At 71.2% G+C, this 25,321-nt stretch carries 22 protein-coding genes and 4 tRNA genes; 16 read left to right on the top strand and 10 right to left on the bottom strand.

The genetic code is table 11. The features are described 5' to 3' along the window. The first annotated feature begins 2 nt into the window (after positions 1 to 2). The 5 genes from purQ (at position 3) to NLX94_RS08035 (ending at position 5,316) form a co-directional block, all read left to right on the top strand. A complete protein-coding gene (gene purQ, locus NLX94_RS08055) occupies positions 3 to 683 on the top strand; it encodes a phosphoribosylformylglycinamidine synthase subunit PurQ (RefSeq protein WP_254381925.1) in 681 nt (226 codons plus the stop codon). Beyond that, entirely contained in the window at positions 680 to 2,929 is a 2,250-nt protein-coding gene (purL, locus tag NLX94_RS08050) for a phosphoribosylformylglycinamidine synthase subunit PurL (protein ID WP_254381924.1), read from the top strand. Before purQ ends, purL begins: the two co-directional genes overlap by 4 nt. Before the next feature lie 123 nt (positions 2,930 to 3,052). Next, positions 3,053 to 3,592, top strand: a complete 540-nt coding sequence (locus NLX94_RS08045) for a hypothetical protein (RefSeq protein ID WP_254381923.1) — start codon at positions 3,053 to 3,055, stop codon at positions 3,590 to 3,592. 35 nt (positions 3,593 to 3,627) lie between these two features. After that, entirely contained in the window at positions 3,628 to 4,419 is a 792-nt protein-coding gene (locus NLX94_RS08040) for a maleylpyruvate isomerase family mycothiol-dependent enzyme (protein ID WP_254381922.1), read from the top strand. Between the two features lie 72 nt (positions 4,420 to 4,491). Continuing rightward, positions 4,492 to 5,316, top strand: a complete 825-nt coding sequence (locus tag NLX94_RS08035; RefSeq protein WP_254381921.1) for an META domain-containing protein — start codon at positions 4,492 to 4,494, stop codon at positions 5,314 to 5,316. 55 nt (positions 5,317 to 5,371) lie between these two features. Here the strand turns inward: NLX94_RS08035 and NLX94_RS08030 are convergent, their stop codons facing one another. Further along, positions 5,372 to 6,808 (bottom strand): sulfatase-like hydrolase/transferase, encoded by a 1,437-nt coding sequence (locus tag NLX94_RS08030; protein ID WP_254381920.1) that lies wholly within the window; start codon positions 6,806 to 6,808, stop codon positions 5,372 to 5,374. A gap of 141 nt (positions 6,809 to 6,949) precedes the next feature. Further along, positions 6,950 to 7,045, bottom strand: coding sequence for a putative leader peptide (locus tag NLX94_RS39590; RefSeq protein ID WP_323187867.1), 96 nt, complete (start codon positions 7,043 to 7,045; stop codon positions 6,950 to 6,952). Positions 7,046 to 7,204: 159 nt separating this feature from the next. Between NLX94_RS39590 and purF the strand changes: the two genes are divergently transcribed. Both purF and purM read left to right on the top strand, forming a co-directional pair. After that, on the top strand, positions 7,205 to 8,722 hold the full coding sequence (gene purF / locus NLX94_RS08025) for an amidophosphoribosyltransferase (RefSeq protein ID WP_254381919.1): 1,518 nt from the start codon (positions 7,205 to 7,207) through the stop codon (positions 8,720 to 8,722). Between the two features lie 153 nt (positions 8,723 to 8,875). Continuing rightward, positions 8,876 to 9,946, top strand: a complete 1,071-nt coding sequence (purM, locus tag NLX94_RS08020; protein WP_254381918.1) for a phosphoribosylformylglycinamidine cyclo-ligase — start codon at positions 8,876 to 8,878, stop codon at positions 9,944 to 9,946. 163 nt (positions 9,947 to 10,109) lie between these two features. Here the strand turns inward: purM and NLX94_RS08015 are convergent, their stop codons facing one another. Together NLX94_RS08015 and NLX94_RS08010 are read right to left on the bottom strand one after the other, a co-directional pair. Further along, a complete protein-coding gene (locus tag NLX94_RS08015) occupies positions 10,110 to 10,373 on the bottom strand; it encodes a DUF3073 domain-containing protein (protein ID WP_250751938.1) in 264 nt (87 codons plus the stop codon). 298 nt (positions 10,374 to 10,671) lie between these two features. After that, positions 10,672 to 11,769, bottom strand: a complete 1,098-nt coding sequence (locus NLX94_RS08010; protein ID WP_308402404.1) for a Glu/Leu/Phe/Val dehydrogenase dimerization domain-containing protein — start codon at positions 11,767 to 11,769, stop codon at positions 10,672 to 10,674. A gap of 232 nt (positions 11,770 to 12,001) precedes the next feature. On the opposite strand from NLX94_RS08010, the gene NLX94_RS08005 reads away from it, so the two are divergent. Further along, complete coding sequence (locus NLX94_RS08005; protein WP_254382404.1) at positions 12,002 to 12,832, top strand: hypothetical protein; 831 nt, start codon at positions 12,002 to 12,004, stop codon at positions 12,830 to 12,832. Positions 12,833 to 13,420: 588 nt separating this feature from the next. Next, positions 13,421 to 13,627 carry a developmental transcriptional regulator BldC gene (gene bldC / locus NLX94_RS08000; protein WP_003949541.1) on the top strand — a complete coding sequence of 69 codons (207 nt, stop codon included), beginning with the start codon at positions 13,421 to 13,423 and terminating at the stop codon, positions 13,625 to 13,627. Positions 13,628 to 14,266: 639 nt separating this feature from the next. Here the strand turns inward: bldC and NLX94_RS07995 are convergent. Beyond that, positions 14,267 to 14,340 (bottom strand) — tRNA-Asp (locus tag NLX94_RS07995). A 69-nt stretch (positions 14,341 to 14,409) separates the two neighbouring features. Further along, a complete protein-coding gene (gene hrpA / locus NLX94_RS07990) occupies positions 14,410 to 18,345 on the bottom strand; it encodes an ATP-dependent RNA helicase HrpA (protein WP_254381916.1) in 3,936 nt (1,311 codons plus the stop codon). Between the two features lie 208 nt (positions 18,346 to 18,553). Between hrpA and NLX94_RS07985 the strand changes: the two genes are divergently transcribed. From NLX94_RS07985 to NLX94_RS07975, 3 genes are all read left to right on the top strand, one after another. After that, positions 18,554 to 19,045 carry a hypothetical protein gene (locus NLX94_RS07985; RefSeq protein WP_254381915.1) on the top strand — a complete coding sequence of 164 codons (492 nt, stop codon included), beginning with the start codon at positions 18,554 to 18,556 and terminating at the stop codon, positions 19,043 to 19,045. A 67-nt stretch (positions 19,046 to 19,112) separates the two neighbouring features. Then, positions 19,113 to 19,859, top strand: a complete 747-nt coding sequence (locus NLX94_RS07980) for a thioredoxin domain-containing protein (RefSeq protein WP_254381914.1) — start codon at positions 19,113 to 19,115, stop codon at positions 19,857 to 19,859. Next, entirely contained in the window at positions 19,856 to 20,695 is an 840-nt protein-coding gene (locus tag NLX94_RS07975; protein WP_254381913.1) for a cytochrome c biogenesis CcdA family protein, read from the top strand. Before NLX94_RS07980 ends, NLX94_RS07975 begins: the two co-directional genes overlap by 4 nt. Positions 20,696 to 20,737: 42 nt before the next feature. Here NLX94_RS07975 and NLX94_RS07970 read toward each other — a convergent pair. The 4 genes from NLX94_RS07970 to NLX94_RS07955 all read right to left on the bottom strand — a co-directional run bounded on the left by NLX94_RS07970 (position 20,738) and on the right by NLX94_RS07955 (position 21,495). Next, positions 20,738 to 20,814, bottom strand: a tRNA-Phe gene (locus tag NLX94_RS07970). Between the two features lie 22 nt (positions 20,815 to 20,836). After that, positions 20,837 to 20,910, bottom strand: a tRNA-Asp gene (locus NLX94_RS07965). A gap of 39 nt (positions 20,911 to 20,949) precedes the next feature. After that, positions 20,950 to 21,022: transfer RNA gene (locus tag NLX94_RS07960), tRNA-Glu, on the bottom strand. 122 nt (positions 21,023 to 21,144) lie between these two features. After that, complete coding sequence (locus NLX94_RS07955) at positions 21,145 to 21,495, bottom strand: metallopeptidase family protein (RefSeq protein ID WP_254381912.1); 351 nt, start codon at positions 21,493 to 21,495, stop codon at positions 21,145 to 21,147. An 80-nt stretch (positions 21,496 to 21,575) separates the two neighbouring features. Between NLX94_RS07955 and NLX94_RS07950 the strand changes: the two genes are divergently transcribed. The 4 genes from NLX94_RS07950 to NLX94_RS07935 form a co-directional block, all read left to right on the top strand. Then, positions 21,576 to 22,022, top strand: coding sequence for a CrcB family protein (locus NLX94_RS07950; protein ID WP_254381911.1), 447 nt, complete (start codon positions 21,576 to 21,578; stop codon positions 22,020 to 22,022). Beyond that, the gene (locus tag NLX94_RS07945) at positions 22,019 to 22,393 is read left to right on the top strand and encodes a CrcB family protein (RefSeq protein WP_254381910.1); all 375 of its coding nucleotides are present in this window, start codon (positions 22,019 to 22,021) and stop codon (positions 22,391 to 22,393) included. The genes NLX94_RS07950 and NLX94_RS07945 overlap by 4 nt, the downstream gene beginning before the upstream one ends. A 127-nt stretch (positions 22,394 to 22,520) precedes the next feature. Next, a complete protein-coding gene (locus NLX94_RS07940; RefSeq protein WP_254382426.1) occupies positions 22,521 to 23,102 on the top strand; it encodes a hypothetical protein in 582 nt (193 codons plus the stop codon). A gap of 276 nt (positions 23,103 to 23,378) precedes the next feature. Then, positions 23,379 to 25,321, top strand: a 1,943-nt coding sequence (locus NLX94_RS07935; protein ID WP_254381909.1) for a DEAD/DEAH box helicase, incomplete at its 3' end; no start/stop codon positions are given.

The raw sequence follows: 25,321 nt of genomic DNA, 5'->3' as shown, positions 1-25,321 counted from the left end.
CGGTGACCACTCGCATCGGAGTCGTCACGTTCCCCGGAACGCTCGACGACCGTGACTCGCTGCGCGCCGTGCGCCTCGCGGGAGCCGAGCCCGTATCGCTCTGGCACCGCGACAAGGACCTGCACCAGGTCGACGCGGTCGTCCTCGCGGGCGGCTTCTCCTACGGGGACTACCTGCGCGCCGGAGCCATCTCCCGCTTCTCGCCGGTGATGGAGAGCATCATCGAGCAGGCCAAGGGCGGCATGCCCGTCCTCGGCATCTGCAACGGCTTCCAGATCCTCACCGAGGCCCACCTGCTGCCGGGGGCGATGCTCCGCAACAACCACCTCCACTTCATCTGCCGCGACCAGAAGCTGCGGGTGGAGAACGCGGAGACCGCCTGGACCGGCGACTACACCGTCGGCGAGGAGATCTCCGTACCGCTCAAGAACATGGACGGCCGCTACGTGGCCGACGAGCGCGTGCTGGACGAACTGGAGGCCGAAGGCCGAGTGGCCTTCCGGTACCTCGACGTCAACCCCAACGGCTCGCTGCGCGACATCGCCGGCATCACCAACGCCGCGGGCAACGTCGTCGGCCTCATGCCGCACCCCGAGCACGCGGTCGAGCCGCTGATCGGGACGGGCCGCACCGACGGCCTCCCGTTCTTCACCTCGGTCCTGAAGAAGCTGGTCAGCGCATGAGCCTCGACACCGTCAAGAACGCCACCGAGACCCCGGACGCCTCCCAGCCCTGGAAGGAACTCGGCCTCAAGGAGGACGAGTACGCCCGGATCCGCGAGATCCTCGGCCGCCGTCCCACCGGTGCCGAGCTCGCCATGTACTCCGTCATGTGGTCCGAGCACTGCTCGTACAAGAGCAGCAAGGTCCACCTGAAGCAGTTCGGCGAGAAGGTCCCGCAGAACGACGCCATGCTCGTCGGCATCGGCGAGAACGCCGGAGTCGTCGACGTCGGCCAGGGCTACGCGGTCACCTTCAAGGTCGAGTCGCACAACCACCCGTCGTACATCGAGCCCTACCAGGGCGCGGCCACCGGCATCGGCGGCATCGTCCGCGACATCCTCGCCATGGGCGCCCGCCCGGTCGCCGTCGTCGACCCGCTCCGCTTCGGCGCGGCCGACCACCCCGACACCAAGCGCGTCCTGCCGGGCGTCGTCGCGGGCATCGGCGGCTACGGCAACTGCCTGGGCCTGCCCAACATCGGCGGCGAGGTCGTCTTCGACGCCTGCTACCAGGGCAACCCGCTCGTCAACGCCGGCTGCATCGGCGTCATGAAGCACGAGGACATCCACCTCGCCAAGGCCTCCGGCCCCGGCAACAAGGTCATCCTCTACGGCGCCCGCACCGGCGGCGACGGCATCGGCGGCGTCTCGGTCCTCGCGTCCGAGACCTTCGACGACACCAAGCCCACCAAGCGCCCCGCGGTGCAGGTCGGCGACCCCTTCCAGGAGAAGCTCCTCATCGAGTGCACCCTGGAGATCTTCAAGGAGAAGCTGGTCGCGGGCATCCAGGACCTCGGCGGCGCCGGGCTCTCCTGCGCCACGAGCGAGCTGGCCTCCGCCGGTTCCGGCGGCATGCGCGTGGACCTCGACACCGTCCCGCTGCGCGACGCGACGCTCTCGCCCGAGGAAATCCTCATGAGCGAGTCGCAGGAGCGCATGTGCGCGATCGTCGAGCCGCAGTACGTGGACCGCTTCATGGAGATCTGCGAGAAGTGGGACGTCATCGCCACCGTCATCGGTGAGGTGACCGAGGGCGACCACCTCGAGATCTTCTGGCACGGCGAGCAGATCGTGGACGTGCCCCCGGGCACCGTCGCCCACGAGGGCCCCGTCTACAACCGCCCCTACGCGCGCCCCTCCTGGCAGGACGCCCTGCAGGCGGACGACGCGGGCAAGCTGCCCCGCCCGCAGACCGGCGAGGAGCTGCGCGCGCAGGTCCTGGCCCTGGTCTCGTCGCCGAACCAGGCCTCCAAGTCCTGGATCACCGACCAGTACGACCGCTTCGTCCAGGGCAACACGGTGCTCTCGCAGCCCGAGGACGCCGGCATGGTCCGCATCGACGAGGAGACCAACCTCGGCGTCGCCATGTCCACCGACGGCAACGGCCGCTACGCGAAGCTCGACCCCTACACGGGCGCGCAGCTCGCGCTGGCCGAGTCGTACCGCAACGTGGCCGCGACCGGCGCCAAGCCCCTCGCGATCTCCGACTGCCTGAACTTCGGCTCCCCCGAGGACCCGGACGTCATGTGGCAGTTCGCCGAGGCCACCCGCGGTCTCGCGGACGGCTGCCTGGAGCTGGGCACCCCGGTGACCGGCGGCAACGTCTCGCTGTACAACCAGACGGGCGACATCGCGATCCACCCGACCCCGGTCGTGGCGGTCCTCGGTGTGATCGACGACGTCAACCGCCGTACGCCGATGGCGTTCGCGGAGGCCGGCCAGCTCCTGTACCTGCTCGGCGACACCGCCGAGGAGTTCGGCGGCTCGGCCTGGTCCGAGGTGGTCCACCAGCACCTCGGCGGCATGCCGCCCAAGGTGGACCTGGGCCGCGAGAAGCTCCTCGCGGAGATCCTCATCTCGGCCTCGCGCGACGGCATGATCGACGCCGCGCACGACCTGTCCGACGGCGGCGTGATCCAGGCGCTCACCGAGTCCTGCCTCAAGGGCGGCAACGGTGCGCGGATCGTGGTGCCCGAGGCGCTGGACGCCTTCACCTTCCTGTTCTCCGAGTCCGCGGGCCGGGCCATCGTGGCCGTCCCGCGCAGCGAGGAGCTCCGCTTCACCGACATGTGCGGTGCGCGGGGCCTGCCGGCGACCCGGATCGGTGTGGTCGACGGCGAGGAGATCGAGATCCAGGGCGAGTTCACGCTCCCGCTGGCGGAGCTCCGTACCGCCCACGAGGCGACGATCCCGGCGCTGCTCGCCTGATCCGCAGCCGCTCTTCGTGAGCCGAGCCCCCGCCTGGAACCGTTTCCGGGCGGGGGCTCGTCCGTTCCTGCAAGGAGCCCGCGCCGACGGCGGTGGCGGGGCCGGCGGGGGAACGGGGTTCGGATGGCGCAGAGTTGGGGCCGATGGCTCATCGGGGTCGGAGCGCCGGTGATCGTGGCCGCCGCGGGGGTGGGCGGCTGGCTCCTCTACGACAACACCGGGGAGCGCGCACGGAGCCGGGCGGAGATCATCGAGAACTGCCAGGGACTGGTCGACCCGGACGCGGTGATGGGGTTCGGCATGTCCAGGGTCGAGGCGGGCGCCTCGGCGGAGAACGCGTGCGTACTGCTGCGCGAGGTGACCTTCGAGGGTGAGGAACACATGCAGGAGTTCGCCTCCCTCACGGTGGAGACCTTCAAGGACCCCCAACCGGGCGAGAGCCGGTTCGAGTGGGACCTGCGCAGCGTCACGGCGACCGTGAAGTGCGCCGACCCGGCCAAGTCCGGTGGAGTGACCTTCCTGCGGGCGACCGCCGCCAACGTGAGCGACGGCGGGGGCCGCGGCGAGCCCGGCTTCCTGTCCGGGCTGGCCCGCGAGGGAGCCCTGCGCGCCGCGGCGAAGGCGGGCTGCGAGACCGGGCTGCCCGCCGTCCCGGATATCTGACGGCGCCCGCGGCCCGCTCGGCGTAGGGTCGGCCCATGCCGCCCGCCAAGAAGAAGCCGCGCACCTACGATCCCGCCCGGACCCGTACGGCCGTCCTCGCACAGTTCGGCCATGTACGCGACGCCGTGCGGGAGTTGGACGCCGAGCAGCTCGCCCGGCCGAGCGGGGTCGGCGACTGGTCCGTCGCCGAGCTGGCCGCGCACATCGCGTGGATCGCCGACTCGCTGGCGGCCGGTCTGGCCCGGCCGCCCGCCGCCGTCGCCGAGCTGCCCGCCGTCGAGTGGCCCTTCGCGACGGCCTCGCTCGCAGGGAAGATCGCCGAGGCGGCCAAGGAGACCCTGGAGGGGGCTCCGCTCGCCGAGCTCTACGACCGGACCGGCGCCCGCCTGGCGGAGGCACTGGAGGCGAACCCGGGCAGCCGCGTGCTGGACCTGTGGATCGGGGCCATGACCCTGGCCGACTTCCTGGTCACCCGGACCGTCGAGCTCGTCGTCCACACCGATGACCTGAGCCGTGCCACCGGAGTGGACATCCCCGTGGACCGGCAGGCCCTGGCGGCCTGCACCCGGCTGCTCTCCGACGCCCTCGCGCTCAAGGCTCCGGGCGGGGCGGTGGAGTTCCGCGTCCCGCCGTTCGCCGTGGTGCAGTGCGTCGAGGGGCCCCGGCACACCCGCGGCACCCCGCCGAACGTGGTGGAGACCGACCCGCTGACCTGGATCCGGCTCGCCACCGGCCGCACGAGCTGGGCCGAGGCGCTGGACGGGGCCCTGGTGCGGGCCAGCGGGGAGCGCGCCGACCTCTCGGGGCTGCTCCCCCTGATGAGCTGATCGCCCGGGTGAGCTGCTCCCCCGGATGAACCGATCCGGGAACCGGTTCGCGGCCGGCCGCGTCCCACCGGCATGCGTACGCTGCCGCTCCTCCCCGCCGCCCTGGTCACCGTACTCGCGCTGTCCGCCACCGCCACCGCCTGCGGTGACGGCGGGGGCACGCCGGGGACGTCCCCCGGCCGCGGGTTCTCCGGATCCTGGTCGGTCGAGAGCCTCACCGAGGGGGGCCGGACGCTGACGGCCCCCACCACCGCCCGGCTGGCCGTGGAACCCGGCAAGGGCCACGAGGCCAAGGCCGACGGGAACTACGGCTGCAACGGCTTCACCGCCGCCGTGGTCTTCGACTCGGCGGCCACCATGACCGTGACGCCCGGCGCCCACACCGACATGGCCTGCCCCGACCTGCCGTTCGAGACGGCCTTCGCCCGGCTGTTCCGGGGGGTGCTGACCATCGAACGGAGCCAGGACAGGGTGACGTTGAAGACCCCGGACGGGAACGTGATCACCCTGAGCTCGAAGCCCCCGGCCCCCGCCACCCCGCTCGTCGCCACGCAGTGGACCGTCGACTCCCTGATCCAGGGCGGGACCGCCTCCTCGGTCCCGGCCGACGCCGAGGGCCGGGCCCGCTTCACCCTGGCCGCGGACGGGACGGCGAGCGGCACCCTCGGCTGCAACCGCTTCAACGCGAAGGCCGCGGTCGAGGGGGACCGGCTCACCTTCGGCCCCCTCACCACCACCCGGATGGCCTGCGAGGGCGGCCCGGGAGAGCTCGAGCGGACCCTCACCGAGCTGTTCGGCAGCGGCCCGCTCACCTGGAAGGTCACCGGAGACACGCTCACCCTCACGGGCGCCGACGGCCGCGCCGTGACCGCGAAGGCGGCCTCCGCCGTCGAGTGACCGGGCCCGGCGTCCACAGGCTGTGGATGCCGGGCCGGATCGCCGGGGCGCGGGGTCAGCCCGGGTACGGCAGCAGGCCCGCGTCCGTCTTCTCCCAGGCCGCCCGCAGGTTGGCCAGCCGGGCCGGTTCCAGGCCCGCCTTGTCGGCCTGCTCGCGGATGTCCCCGGCCAGGTTGAAGAGCTGGTCGCGGCCGGACTTGCCGCGGTAGTACTTCCAGTCTCCGCGGCGCAGCGCGCGCTCCCCGCGGACCCGCCAGAACAGGTCGCGCTCGGCGGGCTTCTCGCCGCGCAGCAGGTATCCGGCGAGGCTGACCCCGTCCAGCGGGTACGCCGGGTTCGCGCGGGCGCCGGCCAGTTCCAGCAGGGTGGCCGTCCAGTCCGGGGTGAAGACCGGCACGTGGCTGACCTGGCCGCCGTCGAGCCGGGCGGGCCAGCGGACGATGTTCGGGACGCGGATGCCGCCCTCCTGGAGGGAGGCCTTGTTGCCGGCGAGCGGCCAGTTGTGGGAGAAGCGCTCGCCGCCGTTGTCGCTGGAGAAGAAGACCAGGGTGTCCTCCTCCTGCCCGGAGCGCTTCAGCGCCTTCAGCACCTCGCCGACCGAGCGGTCGAGGTCCTCGACCATCTGCTTGTACTTCTCGATCGAGCCGCCGTCCTGGTGCCACAGGGCCCGTCCGTCGCCGGCCTTGATCCGCCGCGTGACCTCGGCGCTCGCCTCGGTGTCCCCGTCGGCGATCCACGGCCAGTGCGGGGTGGTGAAGTTGAGGTTCAGCAGCCACGGCTTGCCACCGTGGTCGCGGGAGACGTACTCGCTCGCCCGCTCGGTCAGGATCCGCGTGTAGTAGCGCAGGTCCTTGTACTCGGCGTCGCCCTCGTAGAGGTCGTACTCCCCGCCCAGGCCGAGCTTGGAGTAGTACTCCAGGGCGCCGCCGAAGTTGCCGAAGAACTCGTCCCAACCGGACTTGGTGGGGCTGTAGTCGGGCAGGTAGCCGCAGTGCCACTTGCCTATGAGCGCGGTCGCGTACCCGGAGCCGCGCAGCAGCGAGGCGAGCGTCGGGTGGGTGGGCTCCAGGCCCACCGTCTTGTCGGCGATCGGCTCGGCGAGCCCGCCCTTGGCGCGGCCCGGGTAGCGGCCGGTGTACAGGCTGAAGCGGGTCGGGGAGCAGGTCGCGGAGCCCGAGTAGGCGTCGGTGAAGCGGACGCCCTGGCGGGCGAGCCGGTCCAGGTTCGGGGTCTTGATGTTCGGGGAGTCGTAGGAGGACAGGTCGGCCCAGCCGAGGTCGTCCCCGAGGATGAACAGGATGTTCGGGCGGCGGGAGCGGCGTCCCCGGTCGGCCCGGAACTCCCGTTCCTGCGGGCCCGCGTCGCGGTCTTCGGCGCTGGGGGCGGCGTGGGCCGGGGCGGCGGCGCCCAGCCCCACCGCCGCGGCGGCCGCGGTCGCGCCGACCGCGCCGCCGAAGGCGCGCCGGGACAGGTTGGGTTCGTACGAGGTCACGGGTACTCCAGAGCAGGGCCCGCCGGCCGTCCGGCAGGGGCCGGCTCCGGGCAGCGCGGGACGGCGCAGGGCACGGCGGAGCAGGCTCGGGCGGAAAGCGGCGGGAAAAAGAGAAAAAGGAAAGGGAAATGCGGCGTGTGACTACGCAGAACAGCGACAGATGGCGCTGGCGACACGGACGAGGTCCACGTGTCGGCGCGCGACGAGGGTGACGGTGCGGTCACCGAGAGGCTGCATGGGCCGGAGCTTGTACGAAACGACAGGCAGCTGTCAACCAGGGCAATCCGGATATTGAGACGACCGGCTTCCGAACAGGTTCCGTCACCCTGCGTGCTGTGACATTTCCCGGGCATCCCCAATTCGGACCAGTGGTCGATCTCGCCTACACTCGGGGGCGTGCCTCGTGGTGATGGACGACTCAACCACGACCTGCTCCCCGGCGAAAAGGGCCCCCAGGACGCTTGCGGCGTCTTCGGTGTCTGGGCTCCGGGTGAAGAGGTCGCCAAGCTCACCTACTTCGGACTGTATGCATTGCAGCACCGTGGACAAGAGTCCGCGGGTATCGCTGTGAGCAACGGTTCCCAGATCCTCGTCTTCAAGGACATGGGCCTCGTTTCCCAAGTCTTCGACGAAACCTCTCTCGGCTCGCTCCAGGGTCATATCGCGGTCGGTCACGCCCGCTACTCGACCACTGGTGCCTCCGTCTGGGAGAACGCCCAGCCGACCTTCCGTGCGACCGCCCACGGCTCCATTGCCCTGGGTCACAACGGCAACCTGGTGAACACCGCCGAGTTGGCCGAGATGGTCGCCGACCTCCCCCGTCAGGACGGCCGTGCCACCCAGGTGGCGGCCACCAACGACACCGACCTGGTCACCGCCCTGCTGGCCGGCCAGACGGACGACGACGGCAAGCCCCTGACCATCGAGGAGTCGGCCACCAAGGTCCTCCCGAAGGTGAAGGGCGCCTTCTCGCTCGTCTTCATGGACGAGGGCACGCTCTACACCGCCCGCGACCCGCAGGGCATCCGCCCGCTGGTCCTCGGCCGCCTGGAGCGCGGCTGGGTGGTGGCGAGCGAGACCGCCGCCCTGGACATCTGCGGCGCCAGCTTCGTCCGCGAGGTCGAGCCGGGCGAGCTCATCGCGATCGACGAGAACGGCCTTCGGACCTCTCGCTTCGCGGAAGCAAAGCCCAAGGGCTGTGTCTTCGAGTACGTCTACCTGGCGCGCCCGGACACCGACATCGCCGGCCGGAACGTCTACCTCTCGCGTGTCGAGATGGGACGGCGCCTGGCCAAGGAAGCCCCGGCCGAGGCCGACCTGGTGATATCGACGCCGGAGTCGGGCACGCCCGCCGCCGTCGGCTACGCCGAGGCCAGCGGGATCCCGTACGGCGTCGGCCTGGTCAAGAACGCCTACGTCGGCCGGACCTTCATCCAGCCCTCGCAGACGATCCGCCAGCTCGGCATCCGCCTCAAGCTCAACCCCCTCAAGGAAGTCATCCGGGGCAAGCGCCTGGTGGTCGTGGACGACTCGATCGTCCGCGGCAACACCCAGCGGGCCCTGGTCAAGATGCTCCGCGAGGCCGGCGCGGCGGAGGTCCACATCCGGATCTCCTCGCCGCCGGTGAAGTGGCCGTGCTTCTTCGGCATCGACTTCGCCACCCGGGCCGAGCTGATCGCCAACGGCATGACGGTCGACGAGATCGCCACGTCGCTGGGCGCGGACTCGCTCTCGTACATCTCGCTCGACTCGATGATCGAGGCGACGACCATCCAGAAGCCCAACCTCTGCCGTGCCTGCTTCGACGGCGTGTACCCCATGGAACTGCCCGACCCGCAGCTCCTGGGCAAGCAGCTCCTGGAGACGGAGCTGGCCGGCGGCACCGACGCCGCCGACGCGCTCCGGCGCCCGTAGGGACCTGGAACCGCGTACGGTCCGCGGGCTCGCCCGAGCCCGCGGACCCGTAGGCCCGGTTCATCCTGCTCAACCTGCGCGGGGGCCTGTCTTTCAGGCTTTTCCGGGGTCCCCGCACCACACGCAGCAACGACACGAAAGCTCATCCCTGTCATGACAGAGAAGACCACCGGTGCCAGCTACGCAGCCGCGGGCGTGGACATCGACGCGGGAGACCGTGCCGTCGAGCTGATGAAGGAGTGGGTGAAGAAGACGCAGCGCCCCGAGGTCCTCGGCGGCCTCGGCGGCTTCGCCGGCCTCTTCGACGCCTCCGCCCTCAAGCGGTACGAGCGCCCCCTGCTCGCCTCGGCCACCGACGGGGTCGGCACCAAGGTGGACGTCGCCCGCCGCATGGGCGTCTACGACACCATCGGCCACGACCTCGTCGCGATGGTGATGGACGACATCGTCGTCTGCGGTGCCGAGCCGCTCTTCATGACCGACTACATCTGCGTCGGCAAGGTCCACCCCGAGCGCGTCGCGGCCATCGTCAAGGGCATCGCCGAGGGCTGCGTCCTGGCCGGCTGCGCCCTCGTCGGCGGCGAGACCGCCGAGCACCCGGGTCTGCTGGGTCCGGACGACTTCGACGTGGCCGGCGCCGGCACCGGCGTGGTCGAGTACGACCAGCTGCTCGGCGCGGACCGCATCCGTACGGGCGACGCCGTCATCGCGATGGCGTCCTCCGGTCTTCACTCGAACGGGTACTCGCTGGTCCGCCACGTCCTCTTCGACCGGGCCGGAATGTCCCTGGAGGGCCACGTCGAGGAGCTCGGCCGGACCCTCGGCGAGGAACTGCTGGAGCCCACCAAGATCTACTCGCTGGACTGCATGGCCCTCACCCGTACGGCCGAGGTCCACGCCTACTCCCACATCACGGGCGGCGGCCTCGCGGCCAACCTGGCCCGGGTGATCCCGGACCACCTGCACGCCACGGTCGACCGCTCGACCTGGACCCCGGGCGCGATCTTCGACCTGGTCGGCAAGGCCGGTCAGGTGGAGCGCCTGGAGCTGGAGAAGACCCTGAACATGGGCGTCGGCATGATGGCCGTGGTCCCGCAGGAGTCGGTGGACGTGGCCCTGACCGCGCTGGCCGACCGGGGTGTCGAGGCCTGGGTCGCGGGAGAGATCCTGGACCGCGGCGAGCACACCGAGGGCGCGACGCTGACCGGCGACTACGCGAACTGACCGGCCGGGTGGGAGCAGGGCACCTGCTCCCACCCGCGCAAACTTTCGCGAACAGCACGGAAACCCGGCCCGGGGCGATGCCCTGGACCGGGTTTCCGTGCATGTGAAGCTGTGTGCCGCTGCTGAGGATCAGCGCACCGCGAGACCGACGCCGACTGGCGCGTCAAGCACCGCGACGGTAGACGGACGGACCGGACTCTTCGTCCTCGTCCTCGTCATCGCTGTTGTAGCGCTCCGCGTACTTGGCGTACGGGTCGTCCTCGTCATCATCAAGCTCGTCATCGACGACCGGCTCGCTGACAGGCAGCGGTTCCGTGTGCGATGCGCCCAGCTCATTGGCCAGACGCGACAAGTCAGTCCCGCCGCTGCTGTACTTCAGCTGGCGGGCGACCTTCGTCTGCTTGGCCTTTGCCCGGCCGCGCCCCATGGCTCGACCCCCTCGGTGACGGGGCTCGACGGCCCCAGAGTCTGACACGCGTTCATGGTTCGGAGCGGGCTCTCCGTGGAGAGACCGTCCGTAGGGGTTTAACGGTACCTGCTTCCGCGGCCATACGGTACGCCGCCCGCATGACGCGCCCCGGTGCAGTACCAGCAAAGCGCCCCGTCCTCGCTGGTCAGCTGCGATTTTAGCCGTTTCCTGACGGGCGACCCGCCGAAGCGCAGTGAGTTCCGTCTCGCTGCGCCCCGGAGGGCCGCCCAGAAGCCCCGTAAGGGCCTCGTGAGGGTCAGACGGTGCGGGCCGCGCTGCGGGCGTCCGCCATCCGCTGCTCGGCGATGCGGTCGGCGGCCGCGGCCGGCGGAATCCCGTCCGCCTTCGCACGTGCGAAGATCTCCAGCGTGGTGTCGAAGATCTTCGCGGCCTTCGCCTTGCAGCGGTCGAAGTCGAAGCCGCGCAGCTCGTCGGCGACCTGGATGACCCCGCCCGCGTTGACCACGTAGTCCGGCGCGTAGAGGATCCCGCGGTCCGCGAGGTCCTTCTCCACACCCGGGTGCGCGAGCTGGTTGTTCGCCGCGCCGCACACCACCTTCGCGGTCAGGACCGGCACGGAGGTGTCGTTCAGGGCCCCGCCGAGCGCGCAGGGGGCGTAGATGTCCAGGCCCTCCACGCGGATCAGCGCCTCGGTGTCGGCGACGGCGGTCACCTTGCCCGGGTGCTTGTCGAGGATCCTCTGCACGGACTCCGCGCGGACGTCGGTGATCACGACCTCGGCGCCGTCCTCGAGCAGGTGCTCGACCAGGTGGTGGCCGACCTTGCCGACGCCCGCGACGCCGACCTTGCGGCCGCGCAGCGTCGGGTCGCCCCACAGGTGCTGGGCGCTGGCGCGCATGCCCTGGAAGACGCCGTAGGCGGTGAGGACCGAGGAGTCGCCGGCGCCGCCGTTCTCGGGGGAGCGGCCGGTCGCCCAGCGGGTCTCGCGGGCCACGACGTCCATGTCGGCGACGTAGGTGCCGACGTCGCAGGCGGTCACGTAACGGCCGCCGAGGGACTCCACGAACCGGCCGTAGGCCAGCAGCAGTTCCTCGGACTTCAGGACGTCCGGGTCGCCGATGATCACGGCCTTGCCGCCGCCGAGGTCGAGCCCGGCGAGCGCGTTCTTGTACGACATGCCGCGCGAGAGGTTCAGCGCGTCGAGGACGGCCTCCTCGTCGGAGGCGTACGCGTGGAACCGGGTACCACCGAGGGCCGGGCCCAGGGCGGTGGAGTGGATCGCGATGACGGCCTTCAGGCCGGAGGCTCGGTCCTGGCACAGCACGACTTGCTCGTGGCCGCCCTGTTCGCTGCGGAACAGGGTGTGCAGGACGCCGTCGGTCATTTCGGTCACGGTGGTGACTCCCATGGATGAGATGCGGCGGGAAAGACGCCCACCCTGCGGGTGGGGGAGGGCGTGCTGGGAGCAGCGTAAGACCTCCGGGGCCCGGTGGTGCTCCCTGTCCGGAGATCGGAACGTTCCGGGGTCGCGGCCCGCCGCGCGGCCGGGGTGCGGGGCCTTCGCCGGAGTAGCGCCGGGCGGGGTGGGGGAGTACGAGAGCGTGAGTGAATCCCCCGATCCCCGGCTGCCGTCCGCACGCTCGGCCCCCGTCGTCCCGTACGCCTCCTACCTGCGCGTCTACGAGCCGCTGGCGGCCTTCCCGGAGCCCGAGCGCACCCACTGGGCCGACTACGCCCGGCGCGGGGCCACCCCGACGGCCCAGGACGAACTGCGCCGCTCGCTGGTGGATTTGGTGCGGGTGCCCGTGGTGGGCGTCCCGGCGCACGAGAGCGCGGACGCCTTCACCGCCGAGGTCGAGGGGGTCCTGCTGGTCTGCCCCTGGCGTACGCGGCTGCGCGGCTGGCTCGCGCTGGAGGAGCTGGCGGCCGAGTTCCCGCTCCCGGTGCTGGACGCCGCCCTGCCCGCGGCCGCCCGCCGCCGCGCGGCCGAGGAGTACGAGGCCTGGCGCGGGCGCAATCCGGATGCGCGGCCGTGGATCCGCACGGCGGTCTGGCAGGTGCCCCTGCGCTGGTTCGTGCTGGTCTCCGACGAGGAGCGGGAGTACGTCCCGGGCGAGGGGCTGCGCTACCGGACGCCGATGGTGCAGGCCCGCCGCCGGCTCGCGCGCGGGCTGCGGACCCTGCGGGCGGCGGAGGGGTACGAGATGCTCGCCGAGGGGCTGGTGGAGGTCGGGAGCTGGCTGGAGGAGTTCCACCCCCGCTCGATGGTGGAGCTGGACTACGGCGGGCTGCCGCACGCCCTGCCGGCGGACCGGCTCGACGCCGACCACTCGGCCGCGGACCTGGCGGCGGGGCTCGCCGCCCTGCGGACCGGGGACCGGGAGGCGGCGGCGCGGACGTACGGGGCCCTGGCGGAGCGGTGGCGGGCGGTCCGGGAGAGACTCTTCGCCAATTGATCCGTTCGGTTCCGTTTTCGATCCGGGTGACCTGTGCGACTCGAGTAGCGACTCGGGGCGCGGTTGTCCATCCGTCGATCGGCCGAGCACGGAAGAGAACGGCCAGCTCAAGGCCGTGATGCCCTCTTTTGGGTCTTTGTTCCGGGACCTTCGTCCCGATACGGGCCATTGGCCCAAGCGTGACGGACCGCACTTTCTACACCCTTGCGCCCTTCCCCTACCCTCGTGCCAAAATAGGACAAGGAGTCCGGGGAGGGTTCCTTCCGTCCAACTAAGGGCGGAATGCTCGGTATTGCACTCTACGGGGGGTCTGACGACTCCTGATCGCTCTGTGACTGATCGTCACAGTGGGGTGACTGTCCGTTATGGGACGGTCCATCGGCTTCCGCCGCTGATGAACACCTCGGAGGGCAATTCCATCGGTTTGGCCGTCGAGGCTGGACGGATGGTGTAGTTGTAGTGCCGAGGACAAGCCGTTCGTCCTATAACCGACTCGGCCCGCGTATGTCCATTTCGGGCAACGTGGGCCAAGGTGCAGAATTTAGAGGAAAGAACCGAGATGGTTCGGTTCTCCCGAGGAGGCCGCTCATGACCGCTCGCACCCCTGATGCCGAGCCGCTGCTGACCCCGGCTGAGGTTGCCACGATGTTCCGCGTGGACCCGAAGACGGTCACCCGTTGGGCCAAGGCTGGCAAGCTCACGTCCATCCGCACCCTGGGTGGACACCGCCGCTACCGCGAGGCTGAGGTCCGCGCACTGCTTGCGGGAATTCCGCAGCAGCGCAGCGAGGCCTGAGGTTCCGCAGCACCACTTATTGCCGGGTCTTTATCGGGTCCCCCAATCCGATGAGCCCCACAGAGCTTCAAACGACCGGACCTGCCCCAACAGGTTCATCAGTCGTTCGATCGCGCTGGACTCCGCCGGGTCCAGCGCGATCTTTTTTTATGCCCAGGTCAGGGGGTTATCGCGCTGATGTGCGGGGCCGGCGAAGGTAGGTGCAATTGCACATATTAAATCGAGCAGGCGTATGGGCGCGATAAAAGCGTGCGTCTCAAAAACACATGGGGTGACTCCCGTCACAGATGATCACTCTTGTGCATCCGCCAATGCGCCCGTAAAGGGACGTCCCGCGCAGAGCGCATCATCCGGACGGGCGATTTCCCGGGCGGCGGGCCGGCCGTCAGTGGCGGAGATCCCGGGAGGGCCCCGGGAGCCACTCGGAGGCCTTCTGGAGGCCCCCAGGGCGCCCGTAGAGGGCCGAATGGGATCACAGGGGCACAGGAGGCCCAATCGGGGCCGTGGGGCGGGCTGGTGGGGTGTTCGGGGCGTGCGGGGCGCTCGGGGGTGTCGGCACTCCGCACCGAGTCCTCGGCGTCGGAGACCGGAAACGCGTCAGGGCCCGCATCCCTGAGGATGCGGGCCCTGACGATCTTGCGAACCTGACGGGACTTGAACCCGCGACCTCCACCTTGACAGGGTGGCGAGCTAACCAACTGCTCCACAGGTCCTTGATTTGCGGCCGCTGGGCGGCTGCGAATCAGACTGTACCGCAGCTCAGGGGGTGCAGTCGAACCCGATCACCGAGCAGGTCCCGGGGCCGCCGCGTCCACCGCCTTCACGATGCGCTTGTCGGAGATCGGATAGGCCGTTCCGAGGGCGTGCGCGAAGTAGCTGACCCGCAGTTCCTCGATCATCCAGCGGATCTCGGTGACCTCCGCCGGGACCGGCCTGCCCTTCGGCAGCTGCTCCAGCAGCCACAGGTACTCGTCCCGCATCTCGTGGACCTTCTCCATGCGCGTGGTGTCGCGCTGGACGCCCGTGGGCATCTGCTGGAGCCGCCGGTCCACGGCCACCAGGTAGCGCATCAGGTCCGGCAGTCGGCGCAGGCCCGTCAGCGTGACGAACCCGGCCGGCATGAGCGCCGCGAGCTGGGTCCTGGCGTCCTGGACGTTGGCCACCAGGGCGAGGCTGGCCGTGGTCTTCAGGCGGCGCTCGCAGGCCTGCCAGGCGGCCAGCACCTGCTGCACCTGCGTGATCGCCCGTACGGTCGTGTCCACCAGGTCGGTCCGCACGGCCTCGTAGAGCTTGCGGAAGCCGGCCTCGTCCCAGGCCGGGCCGCCGTGCCGCTCGATCAGCTGGTCGGCCGCGGCGGTGGCGCAGTCGTCGAACAGCGCCTGGATGGAGCCGTGCGGATTGCGCGACAGCGCCAGCTTCTGCTGGTTGCTCAGGTGGTCCGAGGCGAACTTCGCCGGGTTCACCGTGATGTTGAGCAGGATGAGCCGCCGGGTGCCGAGCCGCATCGCCTGCTGCTGCTCGGCCTCCGTGTCGAAGAGCCGTACGGAGACGCTCGTGCCCTCGTCCACGAGCGCCGGGTACGCCTTCACCGGCTGGCCGGCCCGGCGGGTCTCGAAGACCTTGGCCAGCGTGCCGATCGTCCAGTCGGTGAGCCCGGTCTTCTCCACCGACTCCCCGCCCTCGCGCTCGGCGCTGGCCGCGGCGGCCCGGGAGAGGGCCTGGCGGGCCCTGGGCTTGAGCTGGAGCCGCAGCGCCTCCAGGTCCTTGGCCTCGGCGAGGTTCTTGCGGCGTTCGTCGACGATCCGGAAGGTGATCTTCAGGTGGTCGGGGATGCGGGTCAGGTCGAAGTCCTCGGCGCTGACCGGGACCCCGACCATCCGCTGGAGCTCCCGGGCCAGCGTCACGTGCAGGGGCTCCTGCAGCGGGTGCGAGGTGGCCAGGAAGCGGGTCGCGAAGTTCGGCGCGGGCACGTAGTGCCGGCGGATCGGCTTCGGGAGGGACCGGATCAGCTCCGTGACCACCTCCTCGCGCAGACCCGGGATCTGCCAGTCGAAGCCCTCGTCCGTGACCTGGTTCAGCACCTGGAGCGGGATGTGGACGGTCACGCCGTCCGCGTCCGCGCCCGGCTCGAACTGGTAGGTCACCCGGAACTTCAGCCGGCCCTGGGTCCAGGAGTCCGGATAGTCGGCCTTGGTGACCCCGGCCGCCTTCTCCGTCAGGAGCATCTCGCGCTCGAAGTCGAGCAGCTCGGGCTCGTCGCGCTTCTTGTGCTTCCACCAGGAGTCGAAGTGCGCCCCGGAGACCACGTGTTCGGGGATCCGCTGGTCGTAGAAGTCGAAGAGCGTCTCGTCGTCGACCACGATGTCGCGGCGCCGGGCCCGGTTCTCCAGCTCCTCCACCTCGGTGAGGAGCTTGCGGTTGTCCGCGTAGAACTTGTGGTGGGTCCGCCAGTCGCCCTCGACCAGGGCGTTGCGAATGAACAGGTCGCGCGAGACCTCGGGGTCGATCCGGCCGTAGTTGATCTTCCGCTGGGCGACGATCGGCACGCCGTACAGCGTGACCTTCTCGTACGCCATCACGGCCGCCTGGTCCTTCTCCCAGTGCGGCTCGCTGTACGTGCGCTTGATCAGGTGCTGGGCGAGCGGCTCCACCCACTCCGGCTCGACCTTGGCGTTCACCCGGGCCCACAGCCGCGAGGTCTCCACCAGCTCCGCCGACATCAGGAACTTGGGCTGCTTCTTGAACAGCGAGGAGCCGGGGAAGATCGCGAACTTGGCGGACCGGGCCCCCAGGTACTCGTTCTTGTCGGTGTCCTTCAGCCCGATGTGCGACAGCAGGCCGGCCAGCAGCGAGATGTGCACGCTCGTCTCGGGGGCGTCGGCCTCGTTGACGTGGATCCCCATGGACTTGGCGACCGTACGCAGCTGCGAATAGATGTCCTGCCATTCGCGGATCCGCAGGAAGTTCAGGTACTCCTGCTTGCACATGCGGCGGAAGGAGGAGGAGCCGCGTTCCTTCTGCTGCTCGCGGACGTAGCGCCACATGTTCAGGAACGAGAGGAAGTCGCTCGTCTCGTCCTTGAACCGGGCGTGGTTCTGGTCGGCCTGCGTCTGCTTGTCCGAGGGCCGCTCGCGCGGGTCCTGGATGGACAGGGCCGCCGCGATGACCATGACCTCGCGGACGCAGTTGTTCTTGTCCGCCTCCACCACCATGCGGGCGAGGCGCGGGTCCACCGGGAGCTGGGAGAGCTGGCGGCCCATCGGGGTGAGCCGCTTCTTGTGGTCCTTCTCCGCCGGGTCGAGCGCGCCCAGCTCCTGGAGGAGCTGCACGCCGTCGCGGATGTTGCGGTGGTCCGGCGGGTCGATGAAGGGGAACTTCTCGATCTCGCCGAGGCCGGCCGCGGTCATCTGGAGGATGACGGAAGCGAGGTTGGTGCGCAGGATCTCCGCGTCCGTGAACTCCGGACGGGTCAGGAAGTCGTCCTCCGAGTACAGCCGGATGCAGATGCCGTCCGAGGTACGGCCGCAGCGGCCCTTGCGCTGGTTGGCGCTGGCCTGCGAGATCCGCTCGATGGGCAGCCGCTGGACCTTGGTGCGGTGGCTGTAGCGGGAGATGCGGGCGGTGCCCGGGTCGATCACGTACTTGATGCCCGGAACGGTCAGCGAGGTCTCGGCGACGTTCGTCGCGAGGACGATCCGGCGGCCGGTGTGCTGCTGGAACACCCGGTGCTGCTCGGCGTGCGAGAGGCGCGCGTAGAGGGGGAGGACCTCGGTCAGGCGGAGCTTGCGCTTCTCCAGCGCGTCCGCGGTGTCGCGGATCTCGCGCTCGCCGGAGAGGAAGACGAGGATGTCGCCCGGGCCCTCGGACTGGAGCTCGTCGACGGCCTCGCAGATCGCGGTGATCTGGTCCCGGTCGCTGTCCTCGGAGTCCTCTTCGAGGAGCGGGCGGTAGCGGACCTCCACCGGATAGGTCCGGCCGCTGACCTCGACGATCGGGGCCTCGCCGAAGTGCCGGGAGAAGCGCTCCGGGTCGATGGTCGCCGAGGTGATGATCACCTTGAGGTCGGGGCGCTTGGGCAGCAGCGTGGCGAGGTAGCCGAGCAGGAAGTCGATGTTCAGCGACCGCTCGTGGGCCTCGTCGATGATGATCGTGTCGTACGCGCGCAGCTCGCGGTCCGTCTGGATCTCGGCGAGCAGGATGCCGTCCGTCATCAGCTTCACGAAGGTCGCGTCCTGGTCCACCTGGTCGGTGAACCGGACCTTCCAGCCGACGGTCTGGCCGATCTCGGACTTCAGCTCCTCCGCGATGCGCTCCGCGACCGTGCGGGCCGCGATCCGGCGGGGCTGGGTGTGCCCGATCATGCCCCGGACCCCGCGCCCCAGCTCCATGCAGATCTTGGGGATCTGCGTGGTCTTGCCGGAGCCGGTCTCGCCCGCGACGATCACGACCTGGTGGTCGCGTATCGCCTCGGCGATCTCGTCCTTCTTCTGGCTGACGGGCAGGTTCTCGGGATACGTGACCTCGGGCATCCGCGAGGCGCGCCCGGCCAGCCGGGCGGCGGCCTTTTCGGCCTCCGCCCGGATCTCGTCGAGTACGGCCTGCTTGGCCTCGGGCTTGCGGATGCGGCGGGCGCCTTCGAGGCGGCGGCCGAGGCGGTGCGCGTCACGGAGGGAGATCTCACCGAGAAGCGTCTGCAGGGCGGCGAAGGAAGTAGACATACCTGGTCGAGGATCTCACCCGTAGGTGCCGGGTGGCGAACGCATTTGTGGGGCCGACCCGTACCATTTCGGGACGACTCCCCCGAGCGTTACCCCGACGTGTCCCTGGCGACGTTCGGGTGCGCTCCCCAGGATTTCCCCCCTACGTCCCCCACGACGCCCCAGCGAGAGGCCGCCCACGATGTCCCGCAGCCGCCGCCTCCGGTGCGTGTTCGCGGTACTGCTGGGCTGGGCCCTGCTGGCGGGCACCCTCCAGGCGGCTGCCGCCCAGGCGGCCACCGCGAGTGCGGCGGGAGCGGCCGTCGCCCCCGTCCAGGGCGTCCTGGCGGGCCCGGCCATCGCGGCCATCCCGGCCCAGGCAGCTCCGGGGGGCTCCGGAATCCCCGCCGCAGGGCAGGGGGCCGTGGGGGCGTTGGCCTCCGGGGCCCGGGCCCCGGCTGCCCGGGACTCCGCCACCCCGGCCCCGGCCGCCTTCGGGGCCCCCGCCGGGCCCGCCTGTGCGCCGGGGGGCAAGGGGCGGGACGGCCTGCCCGCTCTGCCCGTGCGGGCCGGGGGTGATCAGGGGCAGGCTCAGGTGCCGTCCGTGCGGCCCGGGGTCGAGGGGGCGGCCGGGGCGCCGGTGATACCCGTACGGGTCCTCGTACGCGGGCCGGGCCCCTCGGCGCCGTCCCTGCTGGAGCTGTCCGTGATGCGGGTCTAGGAGGACCGGCCGCACAGGCCGCCCGGTCCTCACCTCCCACCCGCACAGCCAGCTCTGGAGCACCCGCATGCCCGCTTCCGCTTCCCCCTCCTCCTCCCGCAAGCCCCTGCTGATCTCCGCCGGGGTCGCCCTCGCGGCCGTCACCCTCGGCCTCGTCTCCTGGCAGGCGACCAAACCCGATCACCGCGCCGACGCCTCCGCCCCGTCATCGGCGGCCTCCGCTCCGGAGACGGGATCCGCCTCGGATCCCACCGCGCAGCTGAAGGCGCTGGCCCGCCGCGAGGCCGGCGACAAGCTCGCCGCCGGCCGGGCCGACGCCCCCGTCGTCCTGATCGAGTACTCCGACTTCAAGTGCGGCTACTGCGGAAAGTTCGCCCGCGACACCGAGCCCGCGCTCGTGAAGAAGTACGTGGAGGACGGCACCCTGCGCATCGAGTGGCGCAACTTCCCGATCTTCGGCGCCGACTCCGAGGCCGCCGCCAAGGCCGCCTGGGCGGCCGGCCAGCAGGACCGCTTCGCGCAGTTCCACGCCGCCGCGTACGCCGAGGGCGCCAAGGAGAAGGGCTTCGGCGCGGAGCGGCTGACCGAGCTGGCCCGGGAGGCCGGGGTCCCGGACCTGGAGCGGTTCAAGGCGGACATGGCCGGTGAGCAGGCCGCCGCGGCCCTGGCGAAGGACCAGGAGGAGGGCTACCGGATCGGCGTCACCTCCACCCCGTCCTTCCTCGTCAACGGGCAGCCCATCGCGGGAGCCCAGCCCCCGGCCGCCTTCGACGCCGCCATCGCCAAGGCCAAGGCGCGGGCGGACGCGAAGTGACCGACGCCGGATACCTGGCCGCCCTGCTCGGCGGCCTGCTCGCGCTGCTCAGCCCGTGCAGCGCACTGCTGCTGCCCGCCTTCTTCGCGTACTCGATCGACTCCACGTCCCGGCTGCTCGCGCGCACCGGGATCTTCTACGCGGGCCTCGCGACCACCCTCGTACCGCTGGGGGCGGCCGGTTCGTACGCCGGCCGGTTCTTCCACGGCAACCGCGACGCCCTCGTGCTGGCCGGCGGCTGGCTGATCATCGGGCTCGGCCTCGCCCAGATCCTGGGCCTGGGCTTCGCCTCGAAGCGGATCTCGGAGCTGTCGGGGAAGATCCGGCCGACCACCGCCCTGTCGGTGTACGCGCTCGGCGCCGTCTACGGGCTGGCCGGCTTCTGCGCCGGGCCCATCCTCGGCAGCATCCTCACGGTGGCGGCGGTCAGCGGCAGTCCGGTCTACGGGGGCCTGCTGCTCGCGGTGTACGCCCTGGGCATGGCCGTGCCGCTGTTCGTGCTGGCCCTGCTCTGGGACCGCTTCGACCTGGGCCGCCGGCGCTGGCTGCGCGGCCGCGCCTTCCGGGTCGGCCGCCTCGAACTGCACACGACCTCGCTCGCCTCGGGCCTCTTCTTCGTCCTGCTCGGCGTGCTGTTCCTGGCCTACGACGGGGCGAGCGCCCTGCCGGGGCTGCTGGACGTGGACGATTCCTTCGCGGTGGAGCAGCGGGTGCAGGCGGTGGCGGACGCGGTCCCGGACGCGGCGCTGCTCGGGCTGGTGGCCGTGGCGGCTGCGGGCGCGGGCCTCGTGCAGTGGCGCCGACGGACGCGGGCGGCGGAGGCCGGCGAGGAATGACGAAGAAGGCCCCGTCCGATGGACGGGGCCTTCTTCGTTCTCTGGTGGCTGGGGCCGGGGTCGAACCGGCGACCTATCGCTTTTCAGGCGATCGCTCGTACCAACTGAGCTACCCAGCCACGAAACCGTTTCCGGCTTCAGCGAACCTGACGGGACTTGAACCCGCGACCTCCACCTTGACAGGGTGGCGAGCTAACCAACTGCTCCACAGGTCCTTGCAATGTGCGAGAACAAGTCTCGCACACGGTAATGCGTACCCCCAACGGGATTCGAACCCGTGCTACCGCCTTGAAAGGGCGGCGTCCTGGGCCACTAGACGATGAGGGCTAAAGGCCCGCCGGGCACTTTCCAGCGCGTCGGGGACGTGAGAAGCATATGGGATCCCGGCGGCGATCGCCAAAACGGTTTCCGCGGGCGCCACAGCGGTGGGTCGGACGGGACCCGGGAGATCAGCCCCAGCCGAGTTCGTGGAGCCGCTCGTCCTCGATGCCGAAGTGGTGGGCGATCTCGTGGACCACCGTCACGGCGACCTCGTGGACCACCTCTTCCGTGCTCTCGCACATCCGCAGGGTCGGCCCCATGTAGATCGAGATCCGGTCGGGCAGCACCCCGGCGTACCACTCGCCGCGCTCCGTGAGCGGGGTCCCCTCGTAGAGGCCGAGCAGTTCGGGGTCGTCGGCGGCGGGCTCGTCCTCCACGAAGACGGCCACGTTGTCCATGACCCGGGTCAGCTCCTCGGGGATCGAGTCCAGCGCTTCGGCCACCAGCTCTTCGAACGCGTCACGCGTCATCTCCAGCACGGGGCCATTCTCGCGTGCCGGGCCGCGATTGCGGCGGCCCGTTTCCGGCGGGCCGGGACCCGGCGGGCCAGAATGGCCCGGTGGCGACAGTCGAAGCGCAGCGCATCGAACCCCAGCGGCGGGTGCTCGCGGCCGTGGCGGCGGGCGGCGCGGTGGGCGCCGCGGCGCGGTACGGGGTCGGGCTGCTGTGGCCGGCCGCGCCCGGGGCCTTCCCGTGGGGGACCTTCTGGGTCAACGTGGCGGGCTGCGCGCTCATCGGCGTCCTCATGGTGCTGATCGGCGAGGGCGGCCGCTCGGCGCATCCCCTCGTACGGCCCTTCCTCGGGGTCGGGGTGCTCGGCGGGTTCACCACCTTCTCCACCTACGCCGTGGACCTCGCGCGGCTCCTCGACGCCGGCGAGGCGGGCACTGCGCTGGCGTACGCCGGGCTCACGGTGGCCGGGGCGCTGGGCGCGGTGTGGGCGGCGGCCGTGCTCACCCGGCGCGCGGTCGGCACCGGCCATGGGCGAAGGGCGCAGCACCGGTGAACTGGCTGATCGTCATGGTGGGCGGGGCCCTCGGGGCACCCCTGCGGTACCTGACCGACCGCGCGGTGCAGGCGCGGCACGACTCGGTCTTCCCCTGGGGGACCTTCGTGGCGAACGCGGCCGCCTGCCTGGTCCTGGGGGCGCTGACCGGGGCGGTGCTGGACGGGGCCGCCTCCTCGCGGCTGAACCTGCTGCTCGGTACGGGGCTCTGCGGGGCGCTGAGCACCTACTCGACGTTCTCGTACGAGACGCTGCGCCTTGCCGAGCGGGGCTGGACGTTCCTGGCGGCGGCGAACGTGACGGCCTCGGTGCTGGTCGGGCTGGGCGGGGTCACGCTCGGTCACCAGGTGGCGGGACAGCTGTTCGCCTGACGGCGCGCCACCCGCCTGCCCCGGGCCGCGGTTGGGGCCCGTTCGGGCGTGTCCCTTACGGGGCGGAGGTAGTTGGGCACACTGACCCGCTCACCGCGGACCAGTGCCAGCGTTCCGGAGGTGCCCCGTGCGCCAGTTGTCGGCCTCCCGCAGATCCCTCGGATCCTCCCGCTCCTTCCGCCTCGCCCTCGCCGCGCTCGCGGTGGCGGTGACCGCGGGCTGCATGAGCGTCGGGGAGGACAGCGCGAAGCCCGGGCCCGCCGCGCCGACGGGCCTCCAGGGCGGCACCTCCGGTGGCGGCGCCCCGGCCGGGAAGAGCGCCGGGACCCAGGGCGGCGGCCACGGCTCGAAGGGCGGTACGGGGAACCAGGACGGCAAGGCCGGAGGTCCCGGCACCACCTCCGGCGCGGCCGGGGCCTCCCCCAGCCCGGGCGCCCCGGCCGGTCCGCCCGGGGCCCCCTCCCCGTCGGCCGGTCCGGGTGGCGGCGCGGGCGGCCAGGGCCCCCAGCAGCCCCCGGCGGGCGGCTCCGGTTCCGGGTCGGGCTCCGGCGGGGGCAGCGCCTCCGGGGGCGGCCAGCCGGCCTCCCCGAGCCCGGAGCCGCCCAGCCCGGCCCCGCCGGTCTCCCCTCCGCCCGTGACGGAACCCACACCGGCTCCGGAGTCCCCGAAGCCGGAGCCGACTCCGGGCGAAGCGGGCGGCCAGTCCTAGGCCGGACGGGGCGGGACCGGCGCGATCCGCCCGGTGGGGTGTGCCGGGCGGATGGCGTTTTCGCAGGTCAGCGCCTTCTTTGGGGGAGTGACTTGCCAGACCCCGGGGAGGGTGCGTATGGTTATAGATCGTTTGATCCCATTGCCCGGCGCCGACTCCGAAGAGCGCCGTGTGGCGCGTACTCTCCCCAACCGTGGCTGACCGCATTGAGGCGGTCGATTTGCGATTCACGGAGTTTGGGCGCGTGCCGAGACTCCGGAAGGTTTCGCATTTCGCATGTCCATTTCCAGTTCTGACCGTTCCGTCATGCCCGAGAACGACTCCAACGAGATCGTCGACGCCGAGACCCTTGCGGTCACCGAGGCCCTTGAGGCCGTAGTCGCCGACGAGATCATCGAGGCTCTTGAGGCCGACGTGACGTCCGGCGAGTCCTTCGAGGACTCCACCAACGACTTCGACGACACGGCCGACGAGGCCGACGACGCCGACGCCGAGCCCACCCTGACCTTCGGCGACCTCGGTCTGCCGGACGGCATCGTGCGCAAGCTCGCGCAGAACGGTGTCACGGCGCCCTTCCCGATCCAGGCCGCGACCATCCCGGACGCCCTGGCCGGCAAGGACATCCTCGGCCGCGGCCGCACCGGCTCCGGCAAGACCCTCTCCTTCGGTCTGCCGACCCTGGCCCGCCTGGCCGGTGGCCACACCGAGAAGAAGAAGCCCCGCGCGATCATCCTGACGCCGACGCGTGAGCTCGCGATGCAGGTCGCGGACGCCCTCCAGCCCTACGGCGACGTGCTCGGCCTCAAGATGAAGGTCGTCTGCGGCGGTACCTCCATGAGCAACCAGATCTTCGCTCTGGAGCGCGGTGTCGACATCCTCGTCGCCACCCCCGGCCGTCTGCGCGACATCATCAACCGCGGCGCCTGCTCCCTGGCGAACGTCGAGGTCGCGGTCCTCGACGAGGCCGACCAGATGGCGGACCTGGGCTTCCTGCCCGAGGTCACCGAGCTGCTCGACCAGATCCCCGGCGGCGGCCAGCGCATGCTCTTCTCCGCCACCATGGAGAACGAGATCGGCACCCTGGTCAAGCGCTACCTGACCAACCCCGTCACGCACGAGGTCGACAGCGCGCAGGGCAACGTCTCGACCATGACGCACCACGTCCTCGTCGTGAAGCCGAAGGACAAGGCGCCGGTCACGGCCGCCATCGCCGCCCGCAAGGGCCGCACCATCATCTTCGTCCGCACCCAGCTGGGCGCCGACCGCATCGCCGAGCAGCTCATCGAGTCCGGCGTGAAGGCCGACGCGCTGCACGGCGGCATGACGCAGGGTGCCCGTACCCGCGTCCTCGCCGACTTCAAGGACGGCTACGTCAACGCGCTCGTCGCCACCGACGTCGCCGCCCGCGGCATCCACGTCGACGGCATCGACCTGGTCCTGAACGTGGACCCGGCCGGCGACCACAAGGACTACCTGCACCGCTCGGGCCGTACCGCCCGCGCCGGCAAGTCGGGCGTGGTCGTCTCCCTGGCGCTCCCGCACCAGCGCCGCCAGATCTTCCGCCTGATGGAGGACGCGGGCGTCGACGCCTCGCGCCACATCGTCCAGGGCGTCGGCGCCTTCGACCCCGAGGTCGCCGAGATCACCGGTGCCCGCTCGCTGACCCAGGTCCAGGCCGACTCCGCGAACAACGCCGCGAAGCAGGCCGAGCGCGAGGTCGCCGACCTCACCAAGCAGCTGGAGCGCGCCACCCGCCGCGCCGGCGAGCTGCGCGAGGAGGCCGACCGCCTGGTCGCCCGTTCCGCGCGCGAGCGCGGCGAGGACCCGGAGGCCGCTGTCGCCGAGGTGGTCGAGGCCGCCGAGGCCGAGGTCGCGGCCGCCGTGGCCGAGCCGGTCGCGGAGGAGCGCCCCGCGTTCCAGAGCCGTGACGACCGTGGCAACTACGAGCGCCGTGACAACCGTCGCGACGACCGCGGTGGCGACCGTGGCGGCTTCCGCCGTGACGACCGCGGCGACCGCGGTGGCGACCGTGGCGGCTTCCGCTCCGGCGGCGACCGTCCGTCCGGCGGCTTCCGCCGCGACGACCGTCCCTCGGGCGGCTTCAACCGTGACGACCGCGGTGGTGACCGTGGCGGCTTCCGCCGCGACGACCGTCCGTCCGGTGGCTTCCGTTCCGGTGGCGACCGTCCCGCCGGTGGTGGCTTCCGTCGTGACGACCG

The sequence above is a fragment of the Streptomyces sp. TBY4 genome (assembly GCF_024213195.1).
Classification (GTDB): Bacteria; Actinomycetota; Actinomycetes; order Streptomycetales; family Streptomycetaceae; genus Streptomyces.
The sequence above is the reverse complement of the archived record's forward strand: the minus strand, read 5'-3'. Positions and strand labels throughout refer to the sequence as shown.

Coding starts and splice junctions, on each gene's coding strand:
- purL (WP_254381924.1), top strand. CDS start 680: ATGAGCCTCGACACCGTCAAGAACGCCACCGAGACCCCGGACGCCTCC.
- NLX94_RS08045 (WP_254381923.1), top strand. CDS start 3,053: ATGGCGCAGAGTTGGGGCCGATGGCTCATCGGGGTCGGAGCGCCGGTG.
- NLX94_RS08040 (WP_254381922.1), top strand. CDS start 3,628: ATGCCGCCCGCCAAGAAGAAGCCGCGCACCTACGATCCCGCCCGGACC.
- NLX94_RS08035 (WP_254381921.1), top strand. CDS start 4,492: ATGCGTACGCTGCCGCTCCTCCCCGCCGCCCTGGTCACCGTACTCGCG.
- NLX94_RS39590 (WP_323187867.1), bottom strand. CDS start 7,045: ATGCAGCCTCTCGGTGACCGCACCGTCACCCTCGTCGCGCGCCGACAC.
- purM (WP_254381918.1), top strand. CDS start 8,876: ATGACAGAGAAGACCACCGGTGCCAGCTACGCAGCCGCGGGCGTGGAC.
- NLX94_RS08015 (WP_250751938.1), bottom strand. CDS start 10,373: ATGGGGCGCGGCCGGGCAAAGGCCAAGCAGACGAAGGTCGCCCGCCAG.
- bldC (WP_003949541.1), top strand. CDS start 13,421: ATGACCGCTCGCACCCCTGATGCCGAGCCGCTGCTGACCCCGGCTGAG.
- hrpA (WP_254381916.1), bottom strand. CDS start 18,345: ATGTCTACTTCCTTCGCCGCCCTGCAGACGCTTCTCGGTGAGATCTCC.
- NLX94_RS07980 (WP_254381914.1), top strand. CDS start 19,113: ATGCCCGCTTCCGCTTCCCCCTCCTCCTCCCGCAAGCCCCTGCTGATC.